The following is a 25,095-nucleotide window of genomic DNA, read 5'->3' on the forward strand; positions in this document are numbered from 1 at the left end:
ATTACCTATCTAAACATGAAAAACATGGATCAATACTTGCAACTATAAGTCCCGCTTCACTGATTGTATTTTCTTTAAGCATAATAGGCACTGTTGCTGCATTTTTAAATGTAGGCACATGTATATTAACTCTTCCGTTTGTTTGTCCACCATTTGATACTACATAATAAGTCACTTCACCTCTTGGAGCCTCAATCCTTGATAGATACTCGCCCTTAGGAATTTTCATCATTTTAATTCCTAAATTTATTTCTGTATCTGGTAAATTTTCTAATGCTTGTTCTATTATTTTTATACTTTCATTTATCTCTAATATTCTTAAGAGAACTCTAGAAAATACATCTCCATCATTTAATGTTATTGATCTAAAATCAAAATCTTCATAGGAGCAATAAGGATCTAAAACTCTTACATCATCTTTCATTCCTGATGCCCTACCATGAGGTCCACAAGCTCCATAAACTATTGCATCATCTTTAGTGAGTATTCCTACACCTTTAGTTCTAAGCTCTACAATTTTATCTTCACTATATATTTGAGTTATTTTTTTATGTTCTTCTTTAACTTCTTCTAACATAATCTTAATCTTTGAAATTTTATCAATATCTATATCTCGTCTACTTCCACCAATAATATTCATAGCATAATTCACCCTATTTCCTGACACTTCCTCTAATATATCCATTATTTTCTCCCTTGTTTTAAAACACATCATAAATAATGAATCAAAGGCAATTATATGCGCTGCAAGCCCAAGCCATAAAAAGTGTGAATGTAGTCTTTCAAGTTCGCAGATAATAACTCTTATATAATCTCCCCGTTTTGGAACTTTAATGTCTAGAATTTTTTCTAGTGCTAAGCAATATGCTAATGTATGCGAGTGTGAACAAATTCCACAAACTCTCTCTACTAACGTTATTGTTTGTATATAATTTTTCTCTTCACATAACTTCTCTATTCCCCTATGGTTGTAGCCAATAAAGACTTCTGAATCTTTTATTACTTCCCCTTCTGTAAAAAGCTTTACGTGTATAGGCTCTTCAAGAGATGGATGATATGGGCCAAGTGGTACAATATAACTCATTTATTACCTCCTATTTTTCCTTTAATTTTTTAAGTTCTTCTAAAGGCATTATTAATATTTGACCTTCCCCTTCTTTAAATTCTTCCGGCAAAAATAATCTTCCACTTCTATTGAGTCCTATAAATCTAACTTCCATCATTTCCTCAATCTCTTCTTCGCACCATCTAGCTGATGCCTCGTATATTGTGGTTATTGATGGTATCTCTTTTTCTCCAACTATAGCGTATGTATCTATTTTTCCATCAATATCAAAGTTATAGCATATAACATTCTCTTTATTTTCATTTATATATCCATTAATAATTACCAATCTTCTTTTTTTACATATCATTTCTTTAGCTATTCTAACTATATCATTTGAGGTAATCTCTATTTTGTTAAAATCGTGCATATATAAATCTCCTAATTAAAATTAATAATCAAATTTTCCCTCTATATTCTCTTTATTATTCTAGATACAAATTTATTCCTTCATTATGGATTAAAATACTCCTCTAAATTCTCTAAAGAACTATATAACAAGGCATTGTTCTAGTAATTTTATATTTTATTAATTTTTTATTTATGTTATAATACTAGATGTTATAATGGATTTTTCCAAAAACGGACTTATTTTTTTAAAAAGGAGAATTTTTTTTATGGGATTAAAAGATAAATTTGATAAATATTTTAGGGATTCTTATTTCGAAAAATATGGTGATAGAATAACAAGTGCTGCAGGGACTATTATCTCAGTTAAAACTGAAGAAAAGAATTATATAATTTTTCATAAATTAGTTGTTGACATAATACTTAAACCTGATGCAGGTAGAGGCGCTATAAAATGCAGATACAAGAAAAAGAGATGGTTTAAGAAACCTGACTTTATCCAATTAAATAAAGGTCATAAAGTTATGATAATGGGACTTAAAGGTGTTAAGGGTAAGGCTGATTCAGAGATAATTCAAATTCAAAACATCCTTAACTTAACTACAAAGAGAGACTTAATTCCAATAGATCATTCACAAATTAAAAAAGCTAGACAAACAGCTTCAAGAATGAGACAAAGATAAAAAATTTAGAATAAAATATACCCCATTAAGTAAACACAGTTAAAAGACTGTTTCTAATTTACTTAATGGGGTTATTTTTTATTATATTTAAATTTTACACTTCAAAATCGCAAACTTTTCTTTCTGTTGCTACTGATTTTACGAAGCTTCCAGCCTTGACATGCTCTGGATGATTTTGATATATATCTAAATCTTCTAAATTATTAAATTCTGAATAAAGAACTACATCCATAGCTGCATCACTTTTATTTATATTTATTCCAACTTCTATATTTTTTATTTCTTTTATAACTCCAGTTAGATTCTCTAATAATTCCTTTATTTTCTTTGCATTCTCTTCTTTGCATTCATCTTTTAACTTCCACATTACTATATGTTTTATCATGTAAATCACCTCTTAAATATTTTATTTTAATTATATCCTAATACTAAGATTTTTTCTAATTAAAAAGGGACTGAAATTACCCAGCCCCCTTTAATACTTTATTTTGTTTTTATAAATAAATATACACTATTTATAAACGCTATTACTCCTGAGAAGAATGCTACTATTGCCCAATGATTTATCATTAAAGGCACTGTATGGAATATACCTCTTAAAAATGGTACATATAATATTGCGAGAAGCATTGATATAGAAATAGTAACTGCTCCAACTAAATACGGGTTAGTAAATAATTTAATTTCAAATATTGAATGTCTTTCTGATCTACATTCAAATACATGGAATAATTGTGACATTATAAGTGTTGAAAGAGCTATTGTTCTACATGTCTCAAGATCCATTCTATAATATCTTCCTACCATAAATGAAAGTAATGTGCATATCCCAATTAAAGTACCTCTTATAAGAATCTTCTCTGTAAGTCCTCTTGCAAATATCCCTTCTTTCTTCTCTCTAGGTTGTTGTCTCATTATGTCATTATCCGCTGGATCTACACCTAAAGCTATTGCTGGAAGTCCATCTGTTGCTAAATTTACAAATAATATTTGTATTGGAGTAAGAGGATTCGGTAGCATAAATAATGTAGCTAAAAACATTGTTAAAACTTCCCCTAGATTACATGATAAAAGATATCTTATAAATTTCCTTATATTATCATATATAACTCTGCCCTCTTCTACAGCAGCTACAATTGTATTAAAATTATCATCCATTAATATCATTGATGAAGCTTCCTTTGTTACATCAGTCCCTGATATACCCATTGATATTCCAATATCAGCTTCTTTAATTGCTGGAGCATCATTAACTCCATCTCCGGTCATTGCAACTATATTGCCTCTTGATTTAAATGCCTTGACAATTCTTAATTTATGATTAGGAGATACCCTTGCAAATACTCGTATATTATTTACCTTATTGTAAAGTTCCTTATCTGTCATAGCTTCAATTTCTTTTCCAGTTAAAACTTGCTCTTCATTCTTACATATGTTTAAAGATTTTGCAATTGCAAGGGCAGTATTTTTATGATCTCCTGTAATCATTACTGGCTTTATTCCAGCAAGCTTACATTTTAATACAGCATCTCTTGCTTCCGCTCTTGGTGGATCTATACTTCCTGCAAGACCTATGAATATTAAATCATTTTCAAGCTTTTCATTTTTTACTAATCCATCAACCTTGTATGCAGCTCCAATACATCTTAATGCCCTTGAAGACATCGCCTCTAATGAATTACTTATTAGCTTTTTCTTTTGATAAGTTAAAGGCTTTACAATTCCATCTTCATATATATAATTACTCTTTTCAATTATTCTCTCTGGAGCACCTTTTATATAACATATTTCTCTATCGTTTTCTTTTACTATTACAGACATCATTTTTCTAGTTGAATCAAATGGTATATCAAATACTCTTTCAACTTTATTAGTAAAGTCTTTAACATCTGAAACCTTATCAAAAAACATTCTAACTAATGCAGTTTCAGTTGGATCTCCAAATAATGCTTTATCTAATTTTTTACTCTTTTTATCTAACTGACAATCATTACAGTGTACTAAAGAACTCTTTAATTTTTCTATTCCTTTTACATTATTAATATTTTCCTTTTGTAATTCTACTATTTTACCATTAATATAAACTTCTCTAACTGTCATCTTATTTTGTGTTAACGTTCCTGTTTTATCAGAACAAATTACAGAAGTACATCCCAAAGTTTCAACTGCTGGAAGCTTCCTAACTAATGCATTCCTCTTTAACATTTTAGAAACCCCAAGTGCTAATGCAACTGTTACTATAGCAGCTAGTCCTTCTGGAATTGCTGCTACTGCTAAAGAAACACCTAGCATAAACATCTCACCAGCTTCATTCCCTCTTAAAATACCTAATACTGTAACTACAACACATATGATTAAACATAGTATTACTAGTATTTTTCCAAGTGAATCTAACTTTTCTTTAAGTGGTGATTTTTCTTCTTCAATATTTTGTAGAAGATTTGCAATCTTACCCATTTCAGTTTTCATACCAATTTCTATAACTTTAAAGAGTCCTTTACCCTTTAAAAGATTTGTACCCATGAAACCAGAATTATGTCCTTTGTTAGCATCTTTGTTTACTCCAACAGACTCTCCTGTTAAAAGAGATTCATCCACAACAACTCCAGAAGCTTCTAAAAACTCTCCATCTGCTGGTATCCTATCTCCAGCCTCTAATATAACAATGTCCCCTATTGTAAGGTGTTTTGAGTTTATTACGCTTATCCTTCCATCTCTATATACCTTACAGGTTGGTGCTGCCATATCCTTTAAAGCTTCTAAGGATTTTTCAGTTTTAAACTCTTGAAAGAACCCTAAAAATGCATTCACTATAACTATAATAAGTATAGTTATTGCATCTGCAGTATCTCCCATAAATCCTGATATTATAGTAGCGCCTATTAATACCCATACCATAAAATCATTAAACTGTGATAAAAAAATCTTAACTGGAGATGCTTTGCTCTTATGTTCAAGCTCATTTAAACCAAAACTTTTCATCCTTTTTTCTGCCTCTTTCGTTGTAAGTCCTGGAATCATATTTTGTTCCTGTATCACCTTAATAATTCCTCCTTTTTAAGCATTCTTATATATATATATTTAAAAGTTGTTAACTTATGAAAAGTTTTGCTATAACTTACTTTACATTTTTTTATTTAGGTCGTACAATTATACTGTAATTTCATAAGATAAAGGAGGTAATGTCTTTGAAAAACGTAATATATGTTACTGGACACAGAAATCCAGATTCAGATTCAATCTGTGCTGCTATTTCATATGCTGCATTTAAAAATAAAGTAGGTGAAATACCAGCTGTTCCAGTTAGATTAGGAAACGTTAGTAGAGAAACTCAATTCATTTTAGATTACTTCAATGTTGAAGCACCTGAGTTTTTAGAGACAGTAAAATTAAAAGTTGAAGATTTAAAGATAGATAACATCAGCCCTATATCATCTGATATATCTTTAAAAATGGCTTGGAATATAATGAGAGATAAGAACGTTAAAACTATACCTGTTGGTGATGCAAATGATCATCTTATAGGAATTTTATCAGTTTCTAACTTAACATCATCATATATGGATATATGGGATAATAAAATTCTAAGTAAAAGTGAAACAACTATCGATAATATAATCGATACATTATCAGCGAAAGCTTTTTATGTAAATGAAAATACTAAAACTTTCCCTGGTAAAATATGTGTTGCTGCTATGCAACCTGATTCAATGAAAGAGCATGTTGAAGAAGGTGATATAGTAATTCTTGGTGACAGACCTGAAATACAAGAAGAAGTTATAAATGAAAAAGTTTCTTTAATGATTTTAACTGGTTCAACTGTATTAAATGATGAACTATTAGATAAGGCTAAAGAAGCTGGTATCACTGTAATATCAACTCCACATGATTCATTTACAACATCAAGACTTATCATACAGAGTATTCCTGTAAGATTTGTTATGATTAAGGATGATTTAGTATCATTCTCTACTGATGATCTAGTTGAAGATGTTAAAGGAACAATGCTTGAAACTAGATACAGAAGCTATCCTGTTATTGATATAGATGGAAAGGTTATTGGAACAATTTCAAGATACCACTTAATTTCAAACTTCAAGAAAAAAGTTATTCAAGTTGACCATAATGAAAGAGCTCAATCAGTTCCTGGGCTTGAAGAAGCAGAAGTTCTTGAAATAATAGATCACCACAGAGTTGCTGATATTCAAACAAACAATCCAATCTTCTTTAGAAATGAGCCAATAGGAAGTACATCTTCAATCGTTGCAAAATGCTACTTCGAAAATGGAATTAGACCTTCAAAGGAGATTGCTGGTTTATTATGTGGTGCAATAATTTCTGATACACTATTATTCAGAAGCCCAACTTGCACAGAACAAGACAAATATATCTGTAATAAACTTGCTGAAATAGCTGGTATTAATATAGAAAAATTTGCTAAAGAAATGTTTAAAGCTGGTACATCTTTACAAGGTAAAACAGTTGAACAAATATTCAATCAAGATTTCAAACCATTTACTATGGGTGATATTAAAATAGGTGTTGCTCAAGTTAATACAATGGATATTGAAGGATTTATGCCTTTAAAAGATGAAATGTTACAATATATGAATAAAAAAGCTGAAGAAGCTAACTTTGATATGGTTATGTTATTATTAACTGACATATTAAACGAAGGTTCACAAATACTTGTAGCTGGAAAGAAACCTGAAATAGTTGAAAAAGCATTTGGAATTCAACTTGAAGATTCAATGGCATTTTTACCAGGAGTTCTTTCAAGAAAGAAACAAGTTATACCACCACTTACACATTCAGTTATGAGTAAGTAAAATATTAAGCCGTGCTAATTAGCACGGCTTATTTTTAGATTCATTATTTATATACCAACTTATTAATATCTACTTGCTGACTTCATTGTTATCTTAAAGCTAATAAAATACCTAAGTAGTTATTTAAATTAGCTTTATAATTATTTCCACTTAAGTATTTCTATATCATTTTGCTTTTTAAAATTTATTAAATATGGATGTCCTACTAAATCAAGTAATGGTTTGTCTGATAAAGAATCTGAAAACATATATGAATCTTTAAAATCCACCTCTATATTGTCTTTTTTTAATTCTTCCATTAGTCTTTTAACTTTTTCTTCACCCTTACAATTACATCCATCCATCTCTCTAATGAATTTCTTATCCTTAAACTTAAACTTAGTTCCTATTATCTTATCTACTTCCTTATATTGATAGAATTCATTTAAGTAAAATTCAGGTGATGCTGATATTAAATATATTTTATAGCCTTGTTTTTTTAAATCTCTCATCATCTTTATAGCATCATCATATAAAATATTACTCAAAACATCTTTATAAAAATCTTTTACTAATATAGCTAAGTCTTTTTCATCAATACCATCTATAAACTTTAAGAATGCTTCCTTAACTCTTTTTTCATCATAAACTCCAACACCATACATAACTCCTGAAAAAATAGCTCTTGGTAAAAACCTTAAATTCTTTTTATCTTTATGTATCATATATTTAAAAAATTGCATAAGTGTTTCTTTTTTTGTTATAGTAAAATCTACGTCAAACATTGCTAATCTTATCATAATTTCCTCCAAATATAACGTCATCATATATATTATATAATATTTTTACTATAAATTTCTATCATTATTAAATTTAATCTACTATTATTTCTATCATATTTGTAATTTTAATAACTTTTTTCATAAAAAAGAAAGATGATTAACCCTTGAGGCTAATCATCTCTTTATTAACTTAATTTTTGAAGAAATTTTTCTATTCTATTTATTCCCTCTTCTATATTTCCTTTTGAAGTTGCATAAGATAATCTTATATAATTATCAACTCCAAATCCAATGCCTGGAACCACTGCAACCTTTTCTTCCTCTAATAATTCTTTTGAAAAACTTAGAGAGTCTTGAATTAATGTGCCATTTATCTTCTTTCCATAAAAATTACTTACGTCTATCATTACATAAAATGCACCCTTTGGAACAATATATTTAATATCTTTAATATGATTTAGTCGCTCTATCATATATAGTCTTCTCTTATTAAACTCTTTTACCATAGCCTTTAGACTTTCTTCTGAATTTCTTAATGCTTCAACTGCTGCATATTGTGACATAGAGTTTATATTAGAAGTCATATGACTTTGTATACTAGTCATTAACTTTACGATTTCTTTTCTTGCAGCTGCATAACCAATTCTCCAGCCAGTCATTGCTGATGATTTTGATAACCCATTTATTACAATAGTATTTTCATAAGAATATTTAGTTAATGATGCTATACTTATATGTTCTTCCCCATCATATATTAACTTTTCATATATTTCATCTGAAATTATTATTATATCATGATCTTCACAAAATTTCGCAAGTTCTAAAAGTTCTTCTTTTCTATAAATTGTACCAGTTGGATTATTAGGACTATTTATTATTATAGCCTTTGTTTTATCTGTTACTTTTGCCTCTAAAGCTTTAATTGTATACTTGAAATTCTCTTCTTCCCTAGAGTCTGCATATACAGGAACTCCACCTGCTAGCTTAATTAGTTCTGGATAGCTTACCCAGTAAGGTCTAGGAACTACTACCTCATCACCTTCATTTAATATTGCCATAAAAGCATTAGCTAAACACTGCTTTGCTCCATTTGAAACAATTATTTGATCTATAGAATAATCTAAGTTATTATCTTTTTTAAGCTTTCTACAAATCTCTTCTCTAAGATCTTTAACTCCAGCTACTTCTGTATATTTTGTTTTTCCTTCCACCATAGCTTTATGTGCTTCTTCTATTATATTTGAAGGAGTATTAAAATCTGGTTCACCAACCCCAAAACTAATTACATCTACACCGCTATTTTTTAGTTCTTTAGCTTTAGCAGTAATTGCTAGTGTTATTGATGGTGATATATTCATTGCTCTATTAGATAATTTCATTGTCTTTTCGCCCCTTTTACTTATTGCATCTATTATTAATTAATTTATTTAATAACGCTTCATTTATACCTTCAGAACCTATACTCATCTCTCTATTTGATTCATCATGAAAATCGCTTCCTCCAGCTATTAAAAGCTTATACTTTTTACTTAAATTATAAAGTAAATTAATCTGTTCCTTGGTGTGACTTGGATGATATACCTCAATTCCTTTTAATCCATAACACTTTAATTCTTTTATTATTTTTTCAATGGCCATACTCTTATATATCTTACCTGGATGTGCAAGTACAGCAATACCCTTTGAATCATTAATGGCTTTTAAAGCTTCCTTATAAGTAAGCTTTTTTCCTCTTACATAGGCTGGTTTTCCTTTAAGTAAATACTTTGAAAATGCACTCTTAAAATTCTCCTCATATCCACATCTTACAATTTCATTTGCAATATGAGCTCTACCAATTGAAGAGTTACCCTTTATAATATCTTCAAGATTTAGGTTTATCCCCTCATTTTTAAGTTTTTCAACTATCAATTTTACTCTGCTAACCCTTGCTTTTTTTAAAGAATTTACTATTTCATTAAGTTTAATATCATCTACATCAATAAAATACCCTAATATATGAATCTCAAAATCATCTATTTCACTACTTAGTTCAATACCAGGTATTGCAATTACCCCATTATTAGATTTTTTAGTTATATATTGAGAATCTATTGTGTCATGATCTGTTATAGAAATATATTTTATTCCTCTTTTTAAAGCATCCTCTAATATTTGTTCTGGTGTTAGCTTGCCATCAGAAAAGGTAGAATGTATATGTAAATCTGCATATTTCATATTCTTACACCTTCTTTACCTAATAATGACTATACCATGTTTTTTATAAATTGATACACTTTAATATATTCACAAAAGAGAGTGGTAACACCACTCTCTTTATTTATTTCCTATTCTTCTACTAATGTTTCGTTGTAGTATGTTGAAACTCTTTCGAATTCATCTTCTTCAGGAACTACTAATTCTTCATTTTCTTCTGAAGTTCTGAATAGATATACTGATTCATCTTCCATGTTTTTAGCTAAAACATATTCATTTCCTTCAAATTCAAAAGCATCTATAATTGGGCATGATATAGTATTTCCTTCATCATCTACTAAATCTACAACAAAATGTTCGTGATGGTCTTCTCCACATCCACATTCATGATCGTGTCCATGATCATGTCCGTGTCCTCCGCAACATTCATGTCCTTCATTATGTTCGTGATTTCCACATCCACATTTATTTAATTCTTTATCCATTTCAATTCCTCCTTATACTTAAGCGTCTTACTTAACATTATAGTTTAATTGTACCCTTATTTACCACAAATTAAAAGCTAAATTTAAAACTTTTCTATATTTTATATAATTAAAATTATATAACAAAAAAAGTGGCTTTAGCCACTTTTAAATTTAATATATACTTATAAAACTTTATTAAAATATAACACCATATGCAATAGCACCTGCTATGGCACCTAATATTGGAGCAACAACTGGTATCCAAGCGTACCTCCAATCTGATCCACCCTTGCCTGGTACAGGTAATATAAAGTGAGCAAGCCTTGGTCCAAAATCTCTAATTGGATTAATTGCATATCCTGTAGGACCTCCTAAACATAGTCCAATAGCCCATATAAGAATAGCTATAGCAAGGGGTTGAAGTCCATCTGCAAATGGATGTGCAGTAATTCCGATAATACCAAACATTAATACAAACGTTCCTATAAATTCTGTAACAAAGTTCCATTTAGTATTTCTTATTTCTGGAGCTGTACAAAATACTCCAAGCTTAGTAGCTTTATCTTCTGTAGCTTCAAAATGATTGTAATATGATAGAAGTACAAGTGCTGCCCCTATAAAAGCTCCAAGTAATTGAGCTATAAGATACATTGGTACTTGACTCCATGGGAATTTTCCTGTAACTGCAAAGGCTATAGTTACAGCTGGATTAAAGTGTGCTCCACTTATACTTCCAAACATGTATGCAGGTACTCCTACTGCAAAGGCCCATCCTGATGCAATAACCATCCAGCCAGAACTAAATCCTTTTGATTTTTTAAGTACAACGTTTGCAACGACACCATCACCTAGTAAAACTAAAAGTGCCGTTCCTATTAATTCAGCCATAAAGGTTGATATATCCATATGTAAATTCCTCCTAGGTTTAAAACTTTTCATAATATAGGCCCCTTTAATTATTAAAGGGGCCATATTGTTTATATAATAGTTTCCATTATAAATGTTACATTATATATTACAAATTAGAATGCAGCTTTAAATATGTTAACTATATCTTTTTCATTACCTTTTCTTGGGTTTGAGAAAGCATTACCATCTTTTAATGCCATTTCAGCCATATATTCGAAATCTTCTTCTTTAACGCCCATATCTCTAAGTCTTGCAGGAATTCCTACATCACTTGATAATCTGAACATTGCATCGATTGCTTTTTGAGCAGCATCCATAACTGATAATCCTTCAATATTTTCTCCCATGAATTCTGCTATATCAGCAAATTTTTGTGGGTTAGCTATTAGGTTGTACTTTTCAACATGTGGAAGAAGCATAGCGTTTGCTACTCCATGAGGCATATCGTATAATCCACCTAATTGGTGAGCCATAGCATGCACATATCCTAAGTTAGCATTGTTAAATGCCATACCAGCTAATAATGAACCGTATGCCATGTTTTCTCTAGCTTCTAAGTTAGTTCCTAAAGCAACTGCTTGTCTTAAATTGTTTGATATTAATTTAATTGCTTGAATTGCAGCAGCATCTGTTACAGGGTTAGCATCCTTTGATACGTATGCTTCTACAGCATGAGTTAAAGCATCCATTCCTGTTGCAGCTGTAAGTCCTGCTGGCTTTCCAACCATTAATAATGGGTCATTGATTGAAACTAATGGTAGGTTTCTCCAGCTAACTATAACGAACTTAACCTTAGTTTTTGTATTTGTTATAACACAGTGTCTTGTAACTTCACTTGCAGTTCCTGCTGTAGTATTAACTGCAACGATTGGTGGTAATGCATTAGTTAAAGTTTCTATTCCAGCATAATCATAAAGATCTCCTTCATGTGTAGCTGCAATACCTATTCCTTTACCACAGTCGTGTGAGCTTCCTCCACCAACAGTGATTATCATGTCACACTTTTCATCTTGGTATACTTTTAATCCATCTTTAACATTTGTATCCTTTGGATTCGGTTCAACACCATCATAGTAAGCAACTTCTATTCCTGCTTCTTTTAAGTATTTTTCAGTTAATTCAACTGCTCCACCTTTTAAGCTTCTTAAAAATTTATCTGTAACTATTAAAGCTTTCTTTCCGCCTAATATTTTACATCTTTCTCCAACTACTGATATTGAATTTGCACCCATAAAGTTAACACTTGGTACTAAATAATCGTACATTCTCATTTCGCTCATTTCATTTTCCTCCTAGATTTGTTATTATATTTGATTAACATTTAAAATTATAAATAATATTTTAAATTTGGATTAGCTTTTACTAAATTTATACGGTACTTTATTATTTGTTAAATGCGTCTACTGCAGCTTGTGCTATAGCCATATCTTCTTCTACAGTTCCACCACTTACACCAACAGCTCCAACAACTTGACCGTCAACTATGATTGGGAATCCTCCGCCAAATGGTACTATTCTTTGATTGTTAGTAAGTTGTAGTCCATAAAGGCTTTGTCCTGGTTGCACGCATTCAGCAATTTCATGACTTCCTTGCTTTAAGCATGCAGCTGTATATGCTTTATTTATTGCTATATCTATACTTGTTATAAATGCATCTTCCATTCTGTGCATTAACATTAAGTTAGCACCTTTATCAACTGCTGCAAATATAACTGGAACATTCATTTCAGTTGCTTTTTTCTCTGCAGCTTTAGCCATTTCTTTTACTATTTCTAAACTTAATTCTTTAACTTCATTTAATTTTTTCATAGTATTAAATCCTCCCTTATTTTTCTTCTTCAAATCTTGCCATTGCAAAAAGAGTATCTGATAGACGATTTACATATATTCTAACTTCTTCTCTTATCTCTTCTTCTCTAGCAAGAGTTGCTATTCTTCTCTCAGCTCTTCTAACTACAGTTCTTGCTACATGAAGAACTGATGAAGCTTCATTTTTACCTGGAATAACAAATTCTCTTATAGGACCTGTAATTTCCATATATTTATCTGTTAAGGATTCTAAATTTTTTATATCATCTTCATTTACTAATTCTTTTAAGTATCCAAGCCCCTTGCTATCACTTGCAAGTTCTCCACCTAAAGTGAATAATTTCTTTTGTATAGCATTAATCTCTTCTTTTAATTCATTAGAGTTTGACTTAGCATAAGCAAGGCCTAAAAGTGATATAACTTCATCTATAGTTCCGTAAGCTTCTACTCTTAAACTATCTTTATCTACCCTACTTCCGCCAAGTAGTGCAGTAGTTCCTTTATCACCAGTTTTAGTATAAATTTTATACATAACTTATTACTCCTTAAAATTTATTTAAAGGCTATACCCTTAACTAATCTACCTGCATTAGCACCTAAATCTCTTAAAATATTAGGATCATTATCTAAATGTGCTGTAAATAATGGTTGATCTTTAGATAATTTATTAAAGGCAAGTGTTACCTTTCCTTCAGAATCAACTCCAATTCCTACTGCTAATTTAGATTTTACAGCTCCTAGATGACTAAGTTCTTCTGAATTATTGCATTCTAAACTTTTTACATCATAAGGAATTCCTTCTTCTTCTATACCCCATAATATTTCATCAAATCTTGATGTATCTTCTAATGCAGATGAATGATATAAGTATATACAAGGTATTTCATATTCGTATGCTTTCATTACCATTGCCATAACAATTACTCCATTCCATTACAAGCTAGTATAAGTCCAGTTGCAACAGCGTTTCTAGGACCTTCTGTTCCTCTAATATTTCCACGTCCAGCTACAACTCCGTATTGTGATAAAGAATCAGTAACTAATTGAGGTACTTCAAAGTCTAAAGATGATCCTCCTACTAGTACAACAAATTCTATATCTCTTATATTTCCAGTAGGTGAAACTATTGTTAACGCTCTTAAACAGTTAGTTACAAAGACTTTCTCCTTTGCTCCTCTTCTTATACTTCTTATCTTTTCTATAGAAGTTTGCCCATCTATTGGCACAAGCATTCCATCTTTTATTATTACAACCTTAGCAAAAACTGATGGATCTAAAGGTTCTTTAAAGAATTCAACTGTTCCATCTTCGTGTCTTATATGGAATAAGCTTTCTACTTTAGCTAGAGGATATTTCTTAATATCTTCTGCTAAATTAAATGATTCAAGTCCAAGTTCAGACTTTATAAGCATAGTTACCATATTTCCAGCACCAGCTAAGTGAATTGATGATATTTCCCCTTGCTTATTTATTATTGAAGCATCTGTTGAACCTGCTCCCATATCAAGTATTGCAAGTGGTGTACTACTTCCTGGAGTTGTAAGTGCTCCACGTATTGCCATATCAGCCTCTACTCCACCAACTTCTACTGGAACCTTTAGTTCATTTTCAAGTTTATCTGCAATCATCTGCATTTGAAGCTTATCAGCTTTAACCATTGCTGCAATTCCTACAGCATTTTCAAGTGAAAATTCTTCTGCAAGACCACCTTTAACCTTTTGAGGAATAAAAGTATCTACTGCTAATAAATCTTGTATCTTTATGTCACTTATCTTTTGTTTTGTAAGATTTGCCATTACCTGTCTTACTCTTTCAAGCATTCCACCAGCATTAGTTCCAGCTTCACCCTTAACATCTTGTATTGGCACGCATAATCTTACAGCATCCATTATCTTTTCTGCTCCGTGTTCTACATCAACGCTTTCTTTACGTTTTAAACCATCTATATTTATACATCCAGCAGGGATTTTCTTTTCTTGAACATCTCCCTTTGGAGTTTTAATAACTACAGCTGATCTATTTCCAATAAGTGCCCTAGATATAGGTACTATCATCTTAGTTTCCTCTGATGACAAATTAAATACTGTTGCTATTCCATATGGATTTGCTAAGTTTTCAACTACATCTCCTTGTGCTGCAACTTCTACTGCCGCCTTCATTCCTACAGGAACTTTTTCTAAAAGCATTACTTCATCAACTATAGGTATTTTCTTGTCTAATCTATTGTTTATAAGTACTCCATCATCTCTTTGAACTATTGCTGCAGTAATATTAATTCCTCTTCTTGTGGCATGATTTATTCTAGCCGCTGCTTCCAAGAAATTAACTCTACTTAATATAAGAGGTATAAATTTATCATCATCATCTAGATCCTTTGAATCTATATTCTCTAAATCTTCTATACATATTGTTTTTCCTATACCAATCCCAATTCCACCTGGAGTTTGAGGATTATGTCCTATCATAGTTGATTCAGTTATTATAGTTTCTGTTATAGTTTCCATTGCAACATCACCAATAACTGGTGCAGCTTCATTTATCCTAACTAAATCTAAATCTTTAAGCTCTAAAGATACTTTTTTAAGTGCTTGTTTAAGTGAATCAAAAACACCTTCTATATTCTCTTCAGTACCTTTTATTCCTGTTGTAGGAACTATTCCACTTGAAAGAAATTCAACCTTTTTATCTTTAACTCTTGATAATGCTACTTCCGTAGTAGCATTACCAATGTCAACTCCTGCAATTATTTTCATTGTTTCCTCCCTGCATAAGAGTAAATTAATCTTGTTTTAATTTGCTTCTCTTTTCATATACTTCAACAGCTTCTCTTACGAAATCTGCATTTACTTTTGCTCCATATACATTTTCAAGTTCATCTGCAATCTTTAAAAGATCTTCTTTAGTTGAACGATATGGTCTTAATGCATTATATATTTCAAGAATTCTATCATCTGGTACACTTATAAGTTCAGCTGCTCTTCTAAGATTTCTAGCTATAGCTTGTCTATTCATACCTTCAGCTATTTGAGCTTGCATCTCTAAAGTTTCAGGTGATATTCTAACGTCTTCCGGTTTAACATTTCCATTTAAAACATTTTCTAAAGTTATCTCTTGTAAATTCATTCCTGTTGGTGTTTTTATATCCTCAGGTCTTTTACTTGCTAAAGGATAATCTTTAGGTGTCATTCTTTGCTTCATAACATCTTCTCCTTACAAATTAGAATTTAACTTCTATCTCTATTGGTTTTGCACCAACTTCTACGTGTTTAGTTTCTTTTATGTGGAATAATGCTGCTATTGCCATGAATTTTGGTCTAGCCATTTGGTCGTTCTTTGTAGGAACTGGTGTTGGTGACTCTCCCTTTGCATATTTAGCTGCATTTTTACCTATTAATCTATATGTTTCTAAAGTTAATAGTGGCGCTTGTGGGAATAACTCTAAGTTATTTAAAGGAAGTAAGTCTTTTTGATGTATAACTGTTGTTCCTTTTGATTGTATTCCGATTCCAATTCCTGATCCACTAAGCTTAGCTGCATCATTTGCTATAAATGAAACGTCTGAAGTTCTTACTATTCTAACAACTCTTGCGTGTAATCCTTCTTCTTCTATACCTGCAATAATTTCTCTTAGTATATCTGTGTGTTCTACATTAACTAATGTTCTATGTTGGAATTTTCCAAATGCTGGTGCAAGTCCAATTACAACCTCATCTGCTCTTGTTCCAACCTTAGCTTCACCTACTTCTGTAAGAGTAAGCTCTGGCATAACAAATTTGTTTGTTGTATTTTCCATTATCTTCACCTCTCCGAACCTTATTCTATATCTTCTGGCTTTATTACATTAGGAATATTCTTAATTTCTTCCCATCTTTCTTTGCTAAGTCTGTATCCAGTTCCAGGTCCTTTATAGTCATTTACATCATTAACAGCACTTATAACTTCAAAATCATTATCAAGTATTGCTGAAGTTTGAAGATAATCTCCTGTAACTCTTTGCTTAAGCATATTTAATATGTTATTTGCAACATCATCAAATCCATTAACACTTAAAGCTTTAACTATATCTAATCCAGTTACTCTCTTCTTAAGCATTTCTTCTGCAGCTTTTAAATCTTCAACTACATTTCTTTCTGGCATATCTTTACTTCCGTGAGCATAAGTTGCAGCTTCAACTTCTTCATCAGTTATTTTAGGGAATCCTAATTCTCTAAATACTGCTTGTATAGCTTTTGCAGCCTTATTTCTTATTGCTATTGTTTCTTCTTCTGATACTGGTCTAAGTCCGCCATCTACCATTAAATCTCTTTGAAGTACATTGTAATCATCAAAGTCTTCTGCATCGAAGTTTGAACCAGCGAACATGTTGTCATAGTTTGGAACTGCACTATATCCTGAGAATATAAAGTCTGTTCCTGGAAGCATTTGCATTAATGTTCTTGCTGTTCTTCTTATATCTGAATGTGAGAATGTTTGGTCATTAGCTGAAGCAACTTCTATATCAAGCATTGCAGCTATTAAGTTTTCTCCAAGAACTGCTCTAATACCTGATGGAACTGCACCAGTCATCCCTATACAACTAACTGCTCCATTTTGAAGTCCTTGAACTCCAGCTCCCTTAGTTATGTAAATACATCTTGATTCTAAGTAAAGCATTGATTTTCCTTCTGCATAACCCATTAATGCTTCTGAACCTGTTCCTGATGTATATCTCATCTTAAGTCCTCTTGAAGCATAAGCTGATGCTAAGAATGCTTTTGACCATGGAGTATCATCTCCATCTGTAAATACTGATTCAGTTCCGTATACTGAAACTGTTTCTGCATAACTTGTAAGTCCTCTCATACCAAGGTCAAGCTCTGTAGCTTCTTCAACTGAACATTGAGTTAAAACTCCTGGTCTACCTACTTGTGAACCTATAAGTATTGCTAATGCATTAAATGGTGCATATCTAACTATACCTACTGTTGTTTCTTGTTCTGAGAAACCTCTTATACCAGCTTCTGCTGCATCTGCTGCAATTTGTACTGGATTATCTTTAAGATTTGTTACGTGACATTGATTTGATGGAGTTTTTCTAGCTCTCATCTTTTGAAGTGCCATCATCATTTCGACAACATTCATATGTGACATAACTTCTACTGCTTTTGCAGGAGTTATTGCTGTTGTTATCTTAACAATTTCATCTCTACCTACATTTATATCTACTAATTTCTTTGCTATCTCTACTGAATCTAATTTCATAGCTTCTTCTGCATAATCTAGATTAATTGCATAATCTGCTATGAACTTGTCTATCATATCAAAGTCTTCTCTTTTTTTACTGTCTAATTCTATAACTACACCGTTTTCTATTTTTATAGAAGATTTAGGATCATTTGGACTCTCCATTGCGATTAAACCTTCTTCTGGCCATTCACCAATAAGACCATCTTGGTTTACAGGACGTTTTGCTAAAGTCTCGAATCTTTTTGATTTCACTTTAAGTTTCCTCCCTTAAAATAAATTTATATTTGATATTTTTATTAATTGTTATTTTTTTATCGATGTATTCATTTTAATCTAAAAAACATTAAAATCCATTAAAATATCTTGTCTTCTTCTCGAACTATATTGTTTAATTTTTATCAATTAAAATTGTACTTTTTCTCTACAACGAACAGAAAATGTGAATATTTAGTCAAGCACCCGCTAGGTTAACGTATACATATGTCAAAAAAATTAAATTTTCTTATATTATTAAAAATCAAAATCAAAATTTTTACCTTTTTAAATAAAATATAAATATTTTATCATAAAAAATATCCCCTAAGTAAAAAATTATCATAATCTTTTACTTAGGGGATACTATTATATTATGCATTCATTTCCCTATACTTTTTGGGAGTAACTCCTTCGACCTTTTTAAATACTCTTATAAAATAACCACAATCTTCAAATCCTAGGTCTATTGATAAGTTTAAAATCGGCATATCAGTAGTTTCTAGCATTCTTTTTGCATAATCTATCTTTTTATTATTTATATATGTTGTATAATTAACTCCAACTTCTTTTTTAAATAATTTACTAAAATAGCATGGACTTAAATTGCATATTGACGCTATCATATCTAAACTAATATTTTCTTTAAAGTTTTTATCAATGTAATCTATTGCATTTTCAATAGGTCTATTAATATCACTCACGTCTTCAGTAATTATACATTTATTATCAGCATATTTTTCCACTTCTTTTTCATCTTCGTTAATTTTAAAATTAACAATTATATTGCTAAGAGTATTTATTAATTCTTTTGGCCTAACTGGTTTTAAAATATAATCATTAACTCCTAATACTAAAGCTTTTCTAACTAAATCAAAATCATCATGGGCAGTTATCATAATTATAATTTTATCTGGACTATTACCTTTAATTATTTCTGCCGCTTTGCATCCATCAAATCCTGGCATTTTTACATCCATTATCACTAAGTCAGGATTATATTTTTTATCAAATTCTATAGCTTCTCTTCCATTACACGCTTCAGCTACTATTTCAGCACCTTTTAAATCACTAAGTATAACTTTTAAAGCCTTTCTCTCTAAAACCTCATCGTCTACAATCATTATCTTAAACATATCTACACTCCTAAGCTACTTTTTATTTTGCAAAGGTAATTTTAACTAAAGTTCCTTCTCTCATTTTACTTTCTATTTCTATTTTATAATCTTCTCCATAATAATGAGCCATTCTCTTATTAACATTATTTATTCCTATTTTATCTAAATCATTACCATATTTATATTTTAACTCTTCTCTTATCTCATTTAACTTATCCCTTGTTATTCCAGTACCATTATCTTTTATAAATAAACTTAAGCTATCATTTGTTTCCTCAGAGAATATTTCTATTTTCCCACCTTCTTCTTTTGTCTCCAACCCATGAACTATAGCATTTTCAACAAAAGTTTGTATACTCATAAAAGGTATTTTTTGCTCTTTAACTTCATCACTAATATTAATACTATAATCTAATCTATCACCGAATCTTACTTTTTGTAAATTTAAATATGATTCTATATATTCTAATTCTTCTTCCAAACGAAGTATTTTATCTACTTTTTTCAAGGTATATCTAAGCATGTTAGATAAATCATATATGACTTCTTGAGTTTTAGGTGCTTCCTCAATTATAGCAAGAGAAGATATACTGTTTAATACATTAAATAAAAAATGAGGATTTATCTGAGATTGTAACGCTTTTAGTCTACAAGCTTCATACTCTTTCTCAAGCTCTGCCTTCTCTTTTTTAGCTTCAATAAATTTAATATTTTTTTCATTTAATTCTTTTTGAGCTATTTTAAGCACTGCTTCTTCTACTATGTAATTACTTATATGGAACATCATATTGGCTATAGATTTTATTCTATCAAATTCAACTACCGGAAGCTTATTATATGATTCTAATAATTTTTCTCTTTCTTCTTCAGCCACATCAGAAAATATATGTTTTCTAGTTACTATATCTTCAAGATCAATATTTTCATTCTCACTTGTTAATACTTGACCAGCCATTACTGATCCTAAATATTGACCATTTACAATTATAGGTGTTGCAAAATCAATCAATCCTTTATGACACCTATAAATATATGGTTTTTCTAATCTAGCTGCCTCAAGTCCACCTCTTGAATCACATTTTTCACATAGCTCTGAATACTTACTATTTGCTCTCATAAGATTACAAAAATCACTGCATCTACTATGTTTAGTTGCTGGTTTGCCTTTATAATCAACAGTTATAATAGAAATTCCAGTTGCTTCAGCAATATCATCTTGTATCTTTTGAAATACTTCTATATCTATTACATCATTTAAATATAAAATTCTCCTAGGCATATTAGCCTCCTTATTTTATAGATTTCGATAAAAAAATCATCTTAAACTAAATATATTTTTTATTACTCTTATTTAGTTATCTAACTTTAATTATACTTTGTAATGTATATAAAATTCAACTAAATTCGACATAAAACGAATGCAGCTACTAATAATCTTACAATTATACATCCATTTTTTATAAAATTAATTAAATTTGTAAAATAAATCTATTAATATATTAAAATAAAAAGCCCAGATGAGAATATTCTCATCTGAGCTTCATAAGAGATAACTATTATTTTCCAGCTAGTTTTTTGTAGCCTTCTAATCTTTCCATAGCATCTGTATAAGTCTTTTCAAATAAAGCTTCTGCAGCTTCTGGGAATGCCTTAGCAAGTGAAGCATATCTAACTTCTCCCATTAAGAATTCCTTGAAGTCAGCTGTTGGTTCTTTTGAATCTAAAGTGAATGGATTCTTACCAGTTCCTTTTAGTTCTGGATTGAATCTGTACATTCCCCAGTATCCACAATCAACTGCTCTCTTAGCTTCTAAAGTACTGTTACCCATACCTAATCTTATTCCGTGGTTAATACATGGAGCATAACCAATGATTAATGATGGACCTGGGTAAGCTTCAGCTTCAGCTATAGCTTTAAGAGTTTGGTTCTTATCTGCACCCATTGAAATTTGAGCAACATATACGTATCCGTAGCTCATTGCTATCATTCCAAGGTCTTTCTTCTTAGTCTTCTTACCTGATGCAGCAAACTTAGCGATTGCAGCAGTTGGTGTAGCCTTTGATGATTGACCACCAGTATTTGAGTAAACTTCTGTATCAAATACAAATATGTTTACATCTTCTCCTGATGCTAATACGTGATCTACTCCACCGAATCCGATATCGTATGACCATCCGTCTCCACCAAAGATCCATTGTGATGGTTTGATTAAGAAGTCTTTTTCTTCTAAGATTGCTTTTGCAAATTCGTTGTCTAAACCTTCTAAAGCAGCTATTACTCTGTCTGCTCTATCTCTAGTTCCAGCACCAACTTCTACATTTGCAACCCAATCCTTAAGTGCTTCTTTAGCTTCTCCTTCTTCTAATGAAGCGATAGCTTCGTTAGCTTTATCAACTAATCTTTCTCTTATAGCTTTCGCTCCTAAGAACATACCTAATCCGAATTCAGCATTGTCTTCGAATAATGAGTTAGCCCAAGCAGGACCATATCCCTTGTGGTTAGTTGTATATGGAGTTGAAGGAGCTGATCCACCCCAGATTGATGAACATCCAGTAGCGTTAGCTATCATCATTCTATCTCCGAATAATTGTGTTACAAGTTTAGCGTATGCAGTTTCTCCACATCCAGCACAAGCTCCTGAGAACTCGAATAATGGTTGCTCGAATTGGCTACCCTTAACTGTGTTCTTGTTCATTGGGTTTTTCTTTGGTGAAACTTCATGAATTACATAATCCCAGTTATCTATTTCAACTTCTTGAGTATGAGCTGGCTTCATAACTAGTGCTTTTCCTGGAGCTGGACAAACTTGTGCACAGTTTCCGCAACCTGTACAATCAAGTGGGTCTACTGCCATTGTGTAGCTCATTGGAGTTTCAGTCTTTAATGCTCTAGCAGCAACTAACTTTAATCCTTCTGGAGCATTATTAGCTTCTTCTTCTGTTAATAAGAATGGTCTAATTGTAGCATGTGGACATACATATGAACATTGGTTACATTGTATACATTTTTCTTTATCCCATTCTGGTACGTTTATAGCGATACCTCTCTTTTCAAATGCAGCAGTACCTTGCTCGAAAGTACCATCTTCCATTCCATCAAATGCTGATACAGGAAGTTCGAATCCTTCTTGTCTGTTCATTGGATCAACAATCTTCTTAACAAACTCTGGTCTTGGTCTTCCTTCTTCTTTAACTTCATCTTTAGCAGTCTTCCATTCAGCTGGTACTGTAATTTCTACTATTGATTCGATTCCCTTATCTATAGCAGCATTATTCATATCAACAACTTTTTGACCCTTCTTACCGTATGAAGTTACAACAGCATCTTTTAAGTATTTAACAGCGTCTTCTACAGGGATAATGTTAGCTAACTTGAAGAAAGCTGATTGCATTATCATGTTGATTCTTCCGCCTAATCCGATTTCTTGTGCTATCTTAACAGCATTTAAAGTATAGAACTTAATGTTGTTTTCAGCAATGTATCTCTTGTATGAAGCTGGTAAATGAGCGTCTACTTCTTCTGGGCTCCAGATAGTATTTAATAAGAATGTTCCATTCTTCTTTAATCCTTCTAAAACATTATATTTATATACATATGATTGGTTGTGACAAGCTACAAAATCAGCCTTGTTTATTAAGTAAGGTGATTTAATTGCTTTTTTACCAAATCTTAAGTGTGATACAGTTATACCACCAGATTTTTTTGAGTCATATGAGAAATATCCTTGAGCATACATATCTGTATGGTCTCCGATGATTTTGATAGCACTCTTGTTAGCACCAACAGTACCATCTGATCCTAGTCCCCAGAACTTACATGCTGTAGTTCCTTCTGGAGTAGCATCTATATCTTCATGTACTTCTAATGAAGTATTAGTTACATCATCAACTATAGCTATAGTGAATCCGTTCTTTGGCTCGTCTTTTGCTAAGTTTTCGTATACTGCAGCAATGTGACCTGGATTTGGATCCTTTGAACCTAATCCGTATCTACCACCTACGATAACTGGAGCATTTTCTTCTCCGTAGAATGCACTCATAACATCTAAGTATAATGGTTCTCCGTTACATCCTGGTTCCTTAGTCTTATCTAAAACAGCTATCTTCTTAACTGTAGCTGGTATAGCTTTCTTTAATCTTGCAACGTCAAATGGTCTGTAAAGTCTTACTTTAACAACCCCAACTTTTTGTCCGTTTGCATTTAAGTAGTCAACTGTTTCTTCACATACATCTGTACATGATCCCATAGCAACGATGATTCTATCTGCATCTTTTGCACCATAGTAATCGAAGCAGTGATATTCTCTTCCAGTTAACTTAGTCATTTCAGCCATATATCCTTCAACGATGTCTGGTACAGCATTGTAGAACTTATTAACAGCTTCTCTTTCTTGGAAGTAGATATCTGGGTTTTGAGCAGTACCTCTAGTTACAGGATGATTTGGGTGTAATGCTCTATCTCTGTAAGCTTGTAAAGCTTCCATATCTACTAATGGTTTTAATTCTTCATGTTCAATAACTTCAATTTTTTGTATTTCATGTGAAGTTCTGAATCCATCGAAGAAGTTACAGAATGGAATTCTTGATTTAATAGCTGCTAAATGAGCTACAGCTGATAAATCCATTACTTCTTGTACTGATCCTTCAGCAAGCATTGCAAAACCAGTTTGTCTTGCAGCCATAACGTCTTGGTGATCTCCGAAGATGTTTAATGCTGATGTAGCTAGTGCTCTAGCTGATACATGGAATACTCCTGGAAGTAATTCCCCTGAAATTTTATACATGTTAGGAATCATTAATAATAATCCTTGTGATGCAGTGTAAGTAGTTGTTAATGCACCTGCTTGTAATGATCCATGAACTGCTCCAGCAGCTCCAGCTTCTGATTGCATTTCCATTACCTTAACAGGTTGACCGAATATATTTTTCTTTCCTTGTGCTACCCACTCATCAACATGTTCTGCCATTGGTGATGATGGTGTTATAGGATAGATAGCTGCAACTTCTGTAAATGCGTAAGATATGTGAGCAGCAGCAGTATTACCATCCATAGTTTTCATTTTTCTCATCGCGTGACCCCTCTTTCTAATTATAAAAATTAAAAATTTTAGTTTTTAATATTTATTATTGAGTAAAAGCCAATACTGGACCTTTACGACTGTATATAAAATAAAATTATATATTAGTAAATAACGTAAAATATAATTTTATTCAATATCATGACTATTGTATAATTATTAAAATAGTGTTTATAATAATTAAACTTTCTTAAAACAAATTTATTTGTCATTAAGAAAAAACCGTCTCTTTTATTATATAACACTATTTTAATTTTGCAAGCTTCTGAATATATTTGTAAATTAAATTTTCAACAATTCCAAGCATTCCATAG

Annotated in this window: 22 protein-coding genes; 2 read left to right on the forward strand and 20 right to left on the reverse strand. The window is 31.3% G+C overall.

Annotated features, from left to right (window positions below):
- Position 1 precedes the first annotated feature (1 nt).
- Both K5V21_RS11965 and K5V21_RS11970 read right to left on the reverse strand, forming a co-directional pair.
- Positions 2-1,084: a hydrogenase large subunit gene (locus tag K5V21_RS11965; protein WP_221861438.1), complete on the reverse strand. Its 1,083-nt coding sequence runs from the start codon at positions 1,082-1,084 to the stop codon at positions 2-4.
- 10 nt (positions 1,085-1,094) lie between these two features.
- Positions 1,095-1,475: an NADH-quinone oxidoreductase subunit C gene (locus K5V21_RS11970; protein WP_221861439.1), complete on the reverse strand. Its 381-nt coding sequence runs from the start codon at positions 1,473-1,475 to the stop codon at positions 1,095-1,097.
- A gap of 247 nt (positions 1,476-1,722) precedes the next feature.
- Here K5V21_RS11970 and K5V21_RS11975 point away from each other — a divergent pair, with 247 nt between their 5' ends.
- Positions 1,723-2,136: a hypothetical protein gene (locus K5V21_RS11975; protein ID WP_221861440.1), complete on the forward strand. Its 414-nt coding sequence runs from the start codon at positions 1,723-1,725 to the stop codon at positions 2,134-2,136.
- A gap of 94 nt (positions 2,137-2,230) precedes the next feature.
- Here the strand turns inward: K5V21_RS11975 and K5V21_RS11980 are convergent, their stop codons facing one another.
- Positions 2,231-2,521 (reverse strand): Dabb family protein, encoded by a 291-nt coding sequence (locus K5V21_RS11980; protein WP_221861441.1) that lies wholly within the window; start codon positions 2,519-2,521, stop codon positions 2,231-2,233.
- A gap of 98 nt (positions 2,522-2,619) precedes the next feature.
- Positions 2,620-5,157, reverse strand: a complete 2,538-nt coding sequence (locus tag K5V21_RS11985; protein ID WP_245000715.1) for a calcium-translocating P-type ATPase, PMCA-type — start codon at positions 5,155-5,157, stop codon at positions 2,620-2,622.
- A gap of 167 nt (positions 5,158-5,324) precedes the next feature.
- Here K5V21_RS11985 and K5V21_RS11990 point away from each other — a divergent pair, with 167 nt between their 5' ends.
- Entirely contained in the window at positions 5,325-6,965 is a 1,641-nt protein-coding gene (locus K5V21_RS11990) for a putative manganese-dependent inorganic diphosphatase (protein ID WP_221861443.1), read from the forward strand.
- 140 nt (positions 6,966-7,105) lie between these two features.
- On the opposite strand, the gene K5V21_RS11995 is transcribed toward K5V21_RS11990, so the two are convergent.
- From K5V21_RS11995 to nifJ, 16 genes are all read right to left on the reverse strand, one after another.
- Positions 7,106-7,744 carry an HAD family hydrolase gene (locus K5V21_RS11995; RefSeq protein WP_221861444.1) on the reverse strand — a complete coding sequence of 213 codons (639 nt, stop codon included), beginning with the start codon at positions 7,742-7,744 and terminating at the stop codon, positions 7,106-7,108.
- Positions 7,745-7,911: 167 nt separating this feature from the next.
- Complete coding sequence (locus K5V21_RS12000; RefSeq protein WP_221861445.1) at positions 7,912-9,105, reverse strand: pyridoxal phosphate-dependent aminotransferase; 1,194 nt, start codon at positions 9,103-9,105, stop codon at positions 7,912-7,914.
- A gap of 16 nt (positions 9,106-9,121) precedes the next feature.
- A complete protein-coding gene (locus tag K5V21_RS12005) occupies positions 9,122-9,943 on the reverse strand; it encodes a PHP domain-containing protein (protein ID WP_221861446.1) in 822 nt (273 codons plus the stop codon).
- 110 nt (positions 9,944-10,053) lie between these two features.
- The gene (locus K5V21_RS12010) at positions 10,054-10,407 is read right to left on the reverse strand and encodes a DUF1292 domain-containing protein (protein WP_221861447.1); all 354 of its coding nucleotides are present in this window, start codon (positions 10,405-10,407) and stop codon (positions 10,054-10,056) included.
- Positions 10,408-10,584: 177 nt separating this feature from the next.
- Positions 10,585-11,295 (reverse strand): MIP/aquaporin family protein, encoded by a 711-nt coding sequence (locus K5V21_RS12015; protein ID WP_245000709.1) that lies wholly within the window; start codon positions 11,293-11,295, stop codon positions 10,585-10,587.
- A 116-nt stretch (positions 11,296-11,411) separates the two neighbouring features.
- On the reverse strand, positions 11,412-12,569 hold the full coding sequence (gene dhaT, locus K5V21_RS12020) for a 1,3-propanediol dehydrogenase (protein WP_221861542.1): 1,158 nt from the start codon (positions 12,567-12,569) through the stop codon (positions 11,412-11,414).
- A gap of 112 nt (positions 12,570-12,681) precedes the next feature.
- Positions 12,682-13,107, reverse strand: a complete 426-nt coding sequence (locus K5V21_RS12025; RefSeq protein WP_221861448.1) for a GlcG/HbpS family heme-binding protein — start codon at positions 13,105-13,107, stop codon at positions 12,682-12,684.
- A gap of 16 nt (positions 13,108-13,123) precedes the next feature.
- Entirely contained in the window at positions 13,124-13,639 is a 516-nt protein-coding gene (locus K5V21_RS12030; RefSeq protein ID WP_221861449.1) for a cob(I)yrinic acid a,c-diamide adenosyltransferase, read from the reverse strand.
- Between the two features lie 20 nt (positions 13,640-13,659).
- Positions 13,660-14,022, reverse strand: a complete 363-nt coding sequence (locus tag K5V21_RS12035) for a glycerol dehydratase reactivase beta/small subunit family protein (RefSeq protein ID WP_245000710.1) — start codon at positions 14,020-14,022, stop codon at positions 13,660-13,662.
- 5 nt (positions 14,023-14,027) lie between these two features.
- Entirely contained in the window at positions 14,028-15,860 is a 1,833-nt protein-coding gene (locus K5V21_RS12040; RefSeq protein ID WP_221861450.1) for a diol dehydratase reactivase subunit alpha, read from the reverse strand.
- A gap of 25 nt (positions 15,861-15,885) precedes the next feature.
- Entirely contained in the window at positions 15,886-16,305 is a 420-nt protein-coding gene (locus K5V21_RS12045) for a diol dehydratase small subunit (RefSeq protein ID WP_204593712.1), read from the reverse strand.
- Positions 16,306-16,324: 19 nt separating this feature from the next.
- Positions 16,325-16,900 carry a propanediol/glycerol family dehydratase medium subunit gene (locus K5V21_RS12050; protein WP_204593711.1) on the reverse strand — a complete coding sequence of 192 codons (576 nt, stop codon included), beginning with the start codon at positions 16,898-16,900 and terminating at the stop codon, positions 16,325-16,327.
- 20 nt (positions 16,901-16,920) lie between these two features.
- Complete coding sequence (locus tag K5V21_RS12055; RefSeq protein WP_221861451.1) at positions 16,921-18,585, reverse strand: propanediol/glycerol family dehydratase large subunit; 1,665 nt, start codon at positions 18,583-18,585, stop codon at positions 16,921-16,923.
- Positions 18,586-18,959: 374 nt separating this feature from the next.
- Entirely contained in the window at positions 18,960-19,721 is a 762-nt protein-coding gene (locus tag K5V21_RS12060) for a response regulator transcription factor (protein WP_221861452.1), read from the reverse strand.
- A gap of 22 nt (positions 19,722-19,743) precedes the next feature.
- On the reverse strand, positions 19,744-20,982 hold the full coding sequence (locus K5V21_RS12065) for a sensor histidine kinase (RefSeq protein WP_204593708.1): 1,239 nt from the start codon (positions 20,980-20,982) through the stop codon (positions 19,744-19,746).
- Between the two features lie 277 nt (positions 20,983-21,259).
- The gene (gene nifJ / locus K5V21_RS12070) at positions 21,260-24,772 is read right to left on the reverse strand and encodes a pyruvate:ferredoxin (flavodoxin) oxidoreductase (protein WP_221861453.1); all 3,513 of its coding nucleotides are present in this window, start codon (positions 24,770-24,772) and stop codon (positions 21,260-21,262) included.
- Between the last annotated feature and the right edge of the window lie 323 nt (positions 24,773-25,095).

The sequence above is a fragment of the Clostridium sardiniense genome (assembly GCF_019753795.1).
GTDB lineage: Bacteria > Bacillota > Clostridia > Clostridiales > Clostridiaceae > Clostridium > Clostridium sardiniense.

Excerpts from the sequence above, each read along its gene's own strand:
- K5V21_RS11965 (WP_221861438.1), bottom strand. The coding sequence starts at position 1,084 with ATGAGTTATATTGTACCACTTGGCCCATATCATCCATCTCTTGAAGAG.
- K5V21_RS11970 (WP_221861439.1), bottom strand. The coding sequence starts at position 1,475 with ATGCACGATTTTAACAAAATAGAGATTACCTCAAATGATATAGTTAGA.
- K5V21_RS11975 (WP_221861440.1), top strand. The coding sequence starts at position 1,723 with ATGGGATTAAAAGATAAATTTGATAAATATTTTAGGGATTCTTATTTC.
- K5V21_RS11980 (WP_221861441.1), bottom strand. The coding sequence starts at position 2,521 with ATGATAAAACATATAGTAATGTGGAAGTTAAAAGATGAATGCAAAGAA.
- K5V21_RS11985 (WP_245000715.1), bottom strand. The coding sequence starts at position 5,157 with ATGATTCCAGGACTTACAACGAAAGAGGCAGAAAAAAGGATGAAAAGT.
- K5V21_RS11995 (WP_221861444.1), bottom strand. The coding sequence starts at position 7,744 with ATGATAAGATTAGCAATGTTTGACGTAGATTTTACTATAACAAAAAAA.
- K5V21_RS12000 (WP_221861445.1), bottom strand. The coding sequence starts at position 9,105 with ATGAAATTATCTAATAGAGCAATGAATATATCACCATCAATAACACTA.
- K5V21_RS12005 (WP_221861446.1), bottom strand. The coding sequence starts at position 9,943 with ATGAAATATGCAGATTTACATATACATTCTACCTTTTCTGATGGCAAG.
- K5V21_RS12010 (WP_221861447.1), bottom strand. The coding sequence starts at position 10,407 with ATGGATAAAGAATTAAATAAATGTGGATGTGGAAATCACGAACATAAT.
- K5V21_RS12015 (WP_245000709.1), bottom strand. The coding sequence starts at position 11,295 with ATGGATATATCAACCTTTATGGCTGAATTAATAGGAACGGCACTTTTA.
- dhaT (WP_221861542.1), bottom strand. The coding sequence starts at position 12,569 with ATGAGAATGTACGATTATTTAGTACCAAGTGTTAACTTTATGGGTGCA.
- K5V21_RS12025 (WP_221861448.1), bottom strand. The coding sequence starts at position 13,107 with ATGAAAAAATTAAATGAAGTTAAAGAATTAAGTTTAGAAATAGTAAAA.
- K5V21_RS12030 (WP_221861449.1), bottom strand. The coding sequence starts at position 13,639 with ATGTATAAAATTTATACTAAAACTGGTGATAAAGGAACTACTGCACTA.
- K5V21_RS12035 (WP_245000710.1), bottom strand. The coding sequence starts at position 14,022 with ATGGCAATGGTAATGAAAGCATACGAATATGAAATACCTTGTATATAC.
- K5V21_RS12040 (WP_221861450.1), bottom strand. The coding sequence starts at position 15,860 with ATGAAAATAATTGCAGGAGTTGACATTGGTAATGCTACTACGGAAGTA.
- K5V21_RS12045 (WP_204593712.1), bottom strand. The coding sequence starts at position 16,305 with ATGAAGCAAAGAATGACACCTAAAGATTATCCTTTAGCAAGTAAAAGA.
- K5V21_RS12050 (WP_204593711.1), bottom strand. The coding sequence starts at position 16,900 with ATGGAAAATACAACAAACAAATTTGTTATGCCAGAGCTTACTCTTACA.
- K5V21_RS12060 (WP_221861452.1), bottom strand. The coding sequence starts at position 19,721 with ATGTTTAAGATAATGATTGTAGACGATGAGGTTTTAGAGAGAAAGGCT.
- K5V21_RS12065 (WP_204593708.1), bottom strand. The coding sequence starts at position 20,982 with ATGCCTAGGAGAATTTTATATTTAAATGATGTAATAGATATAGAAGTA.
- nifJ (WP_221861453.1), bottom strand. The coding sequence starts at position 24,772 with ATGAGAAAAATGAAAACTATGGATGGTAATACTGCTGCTGCTCACATA.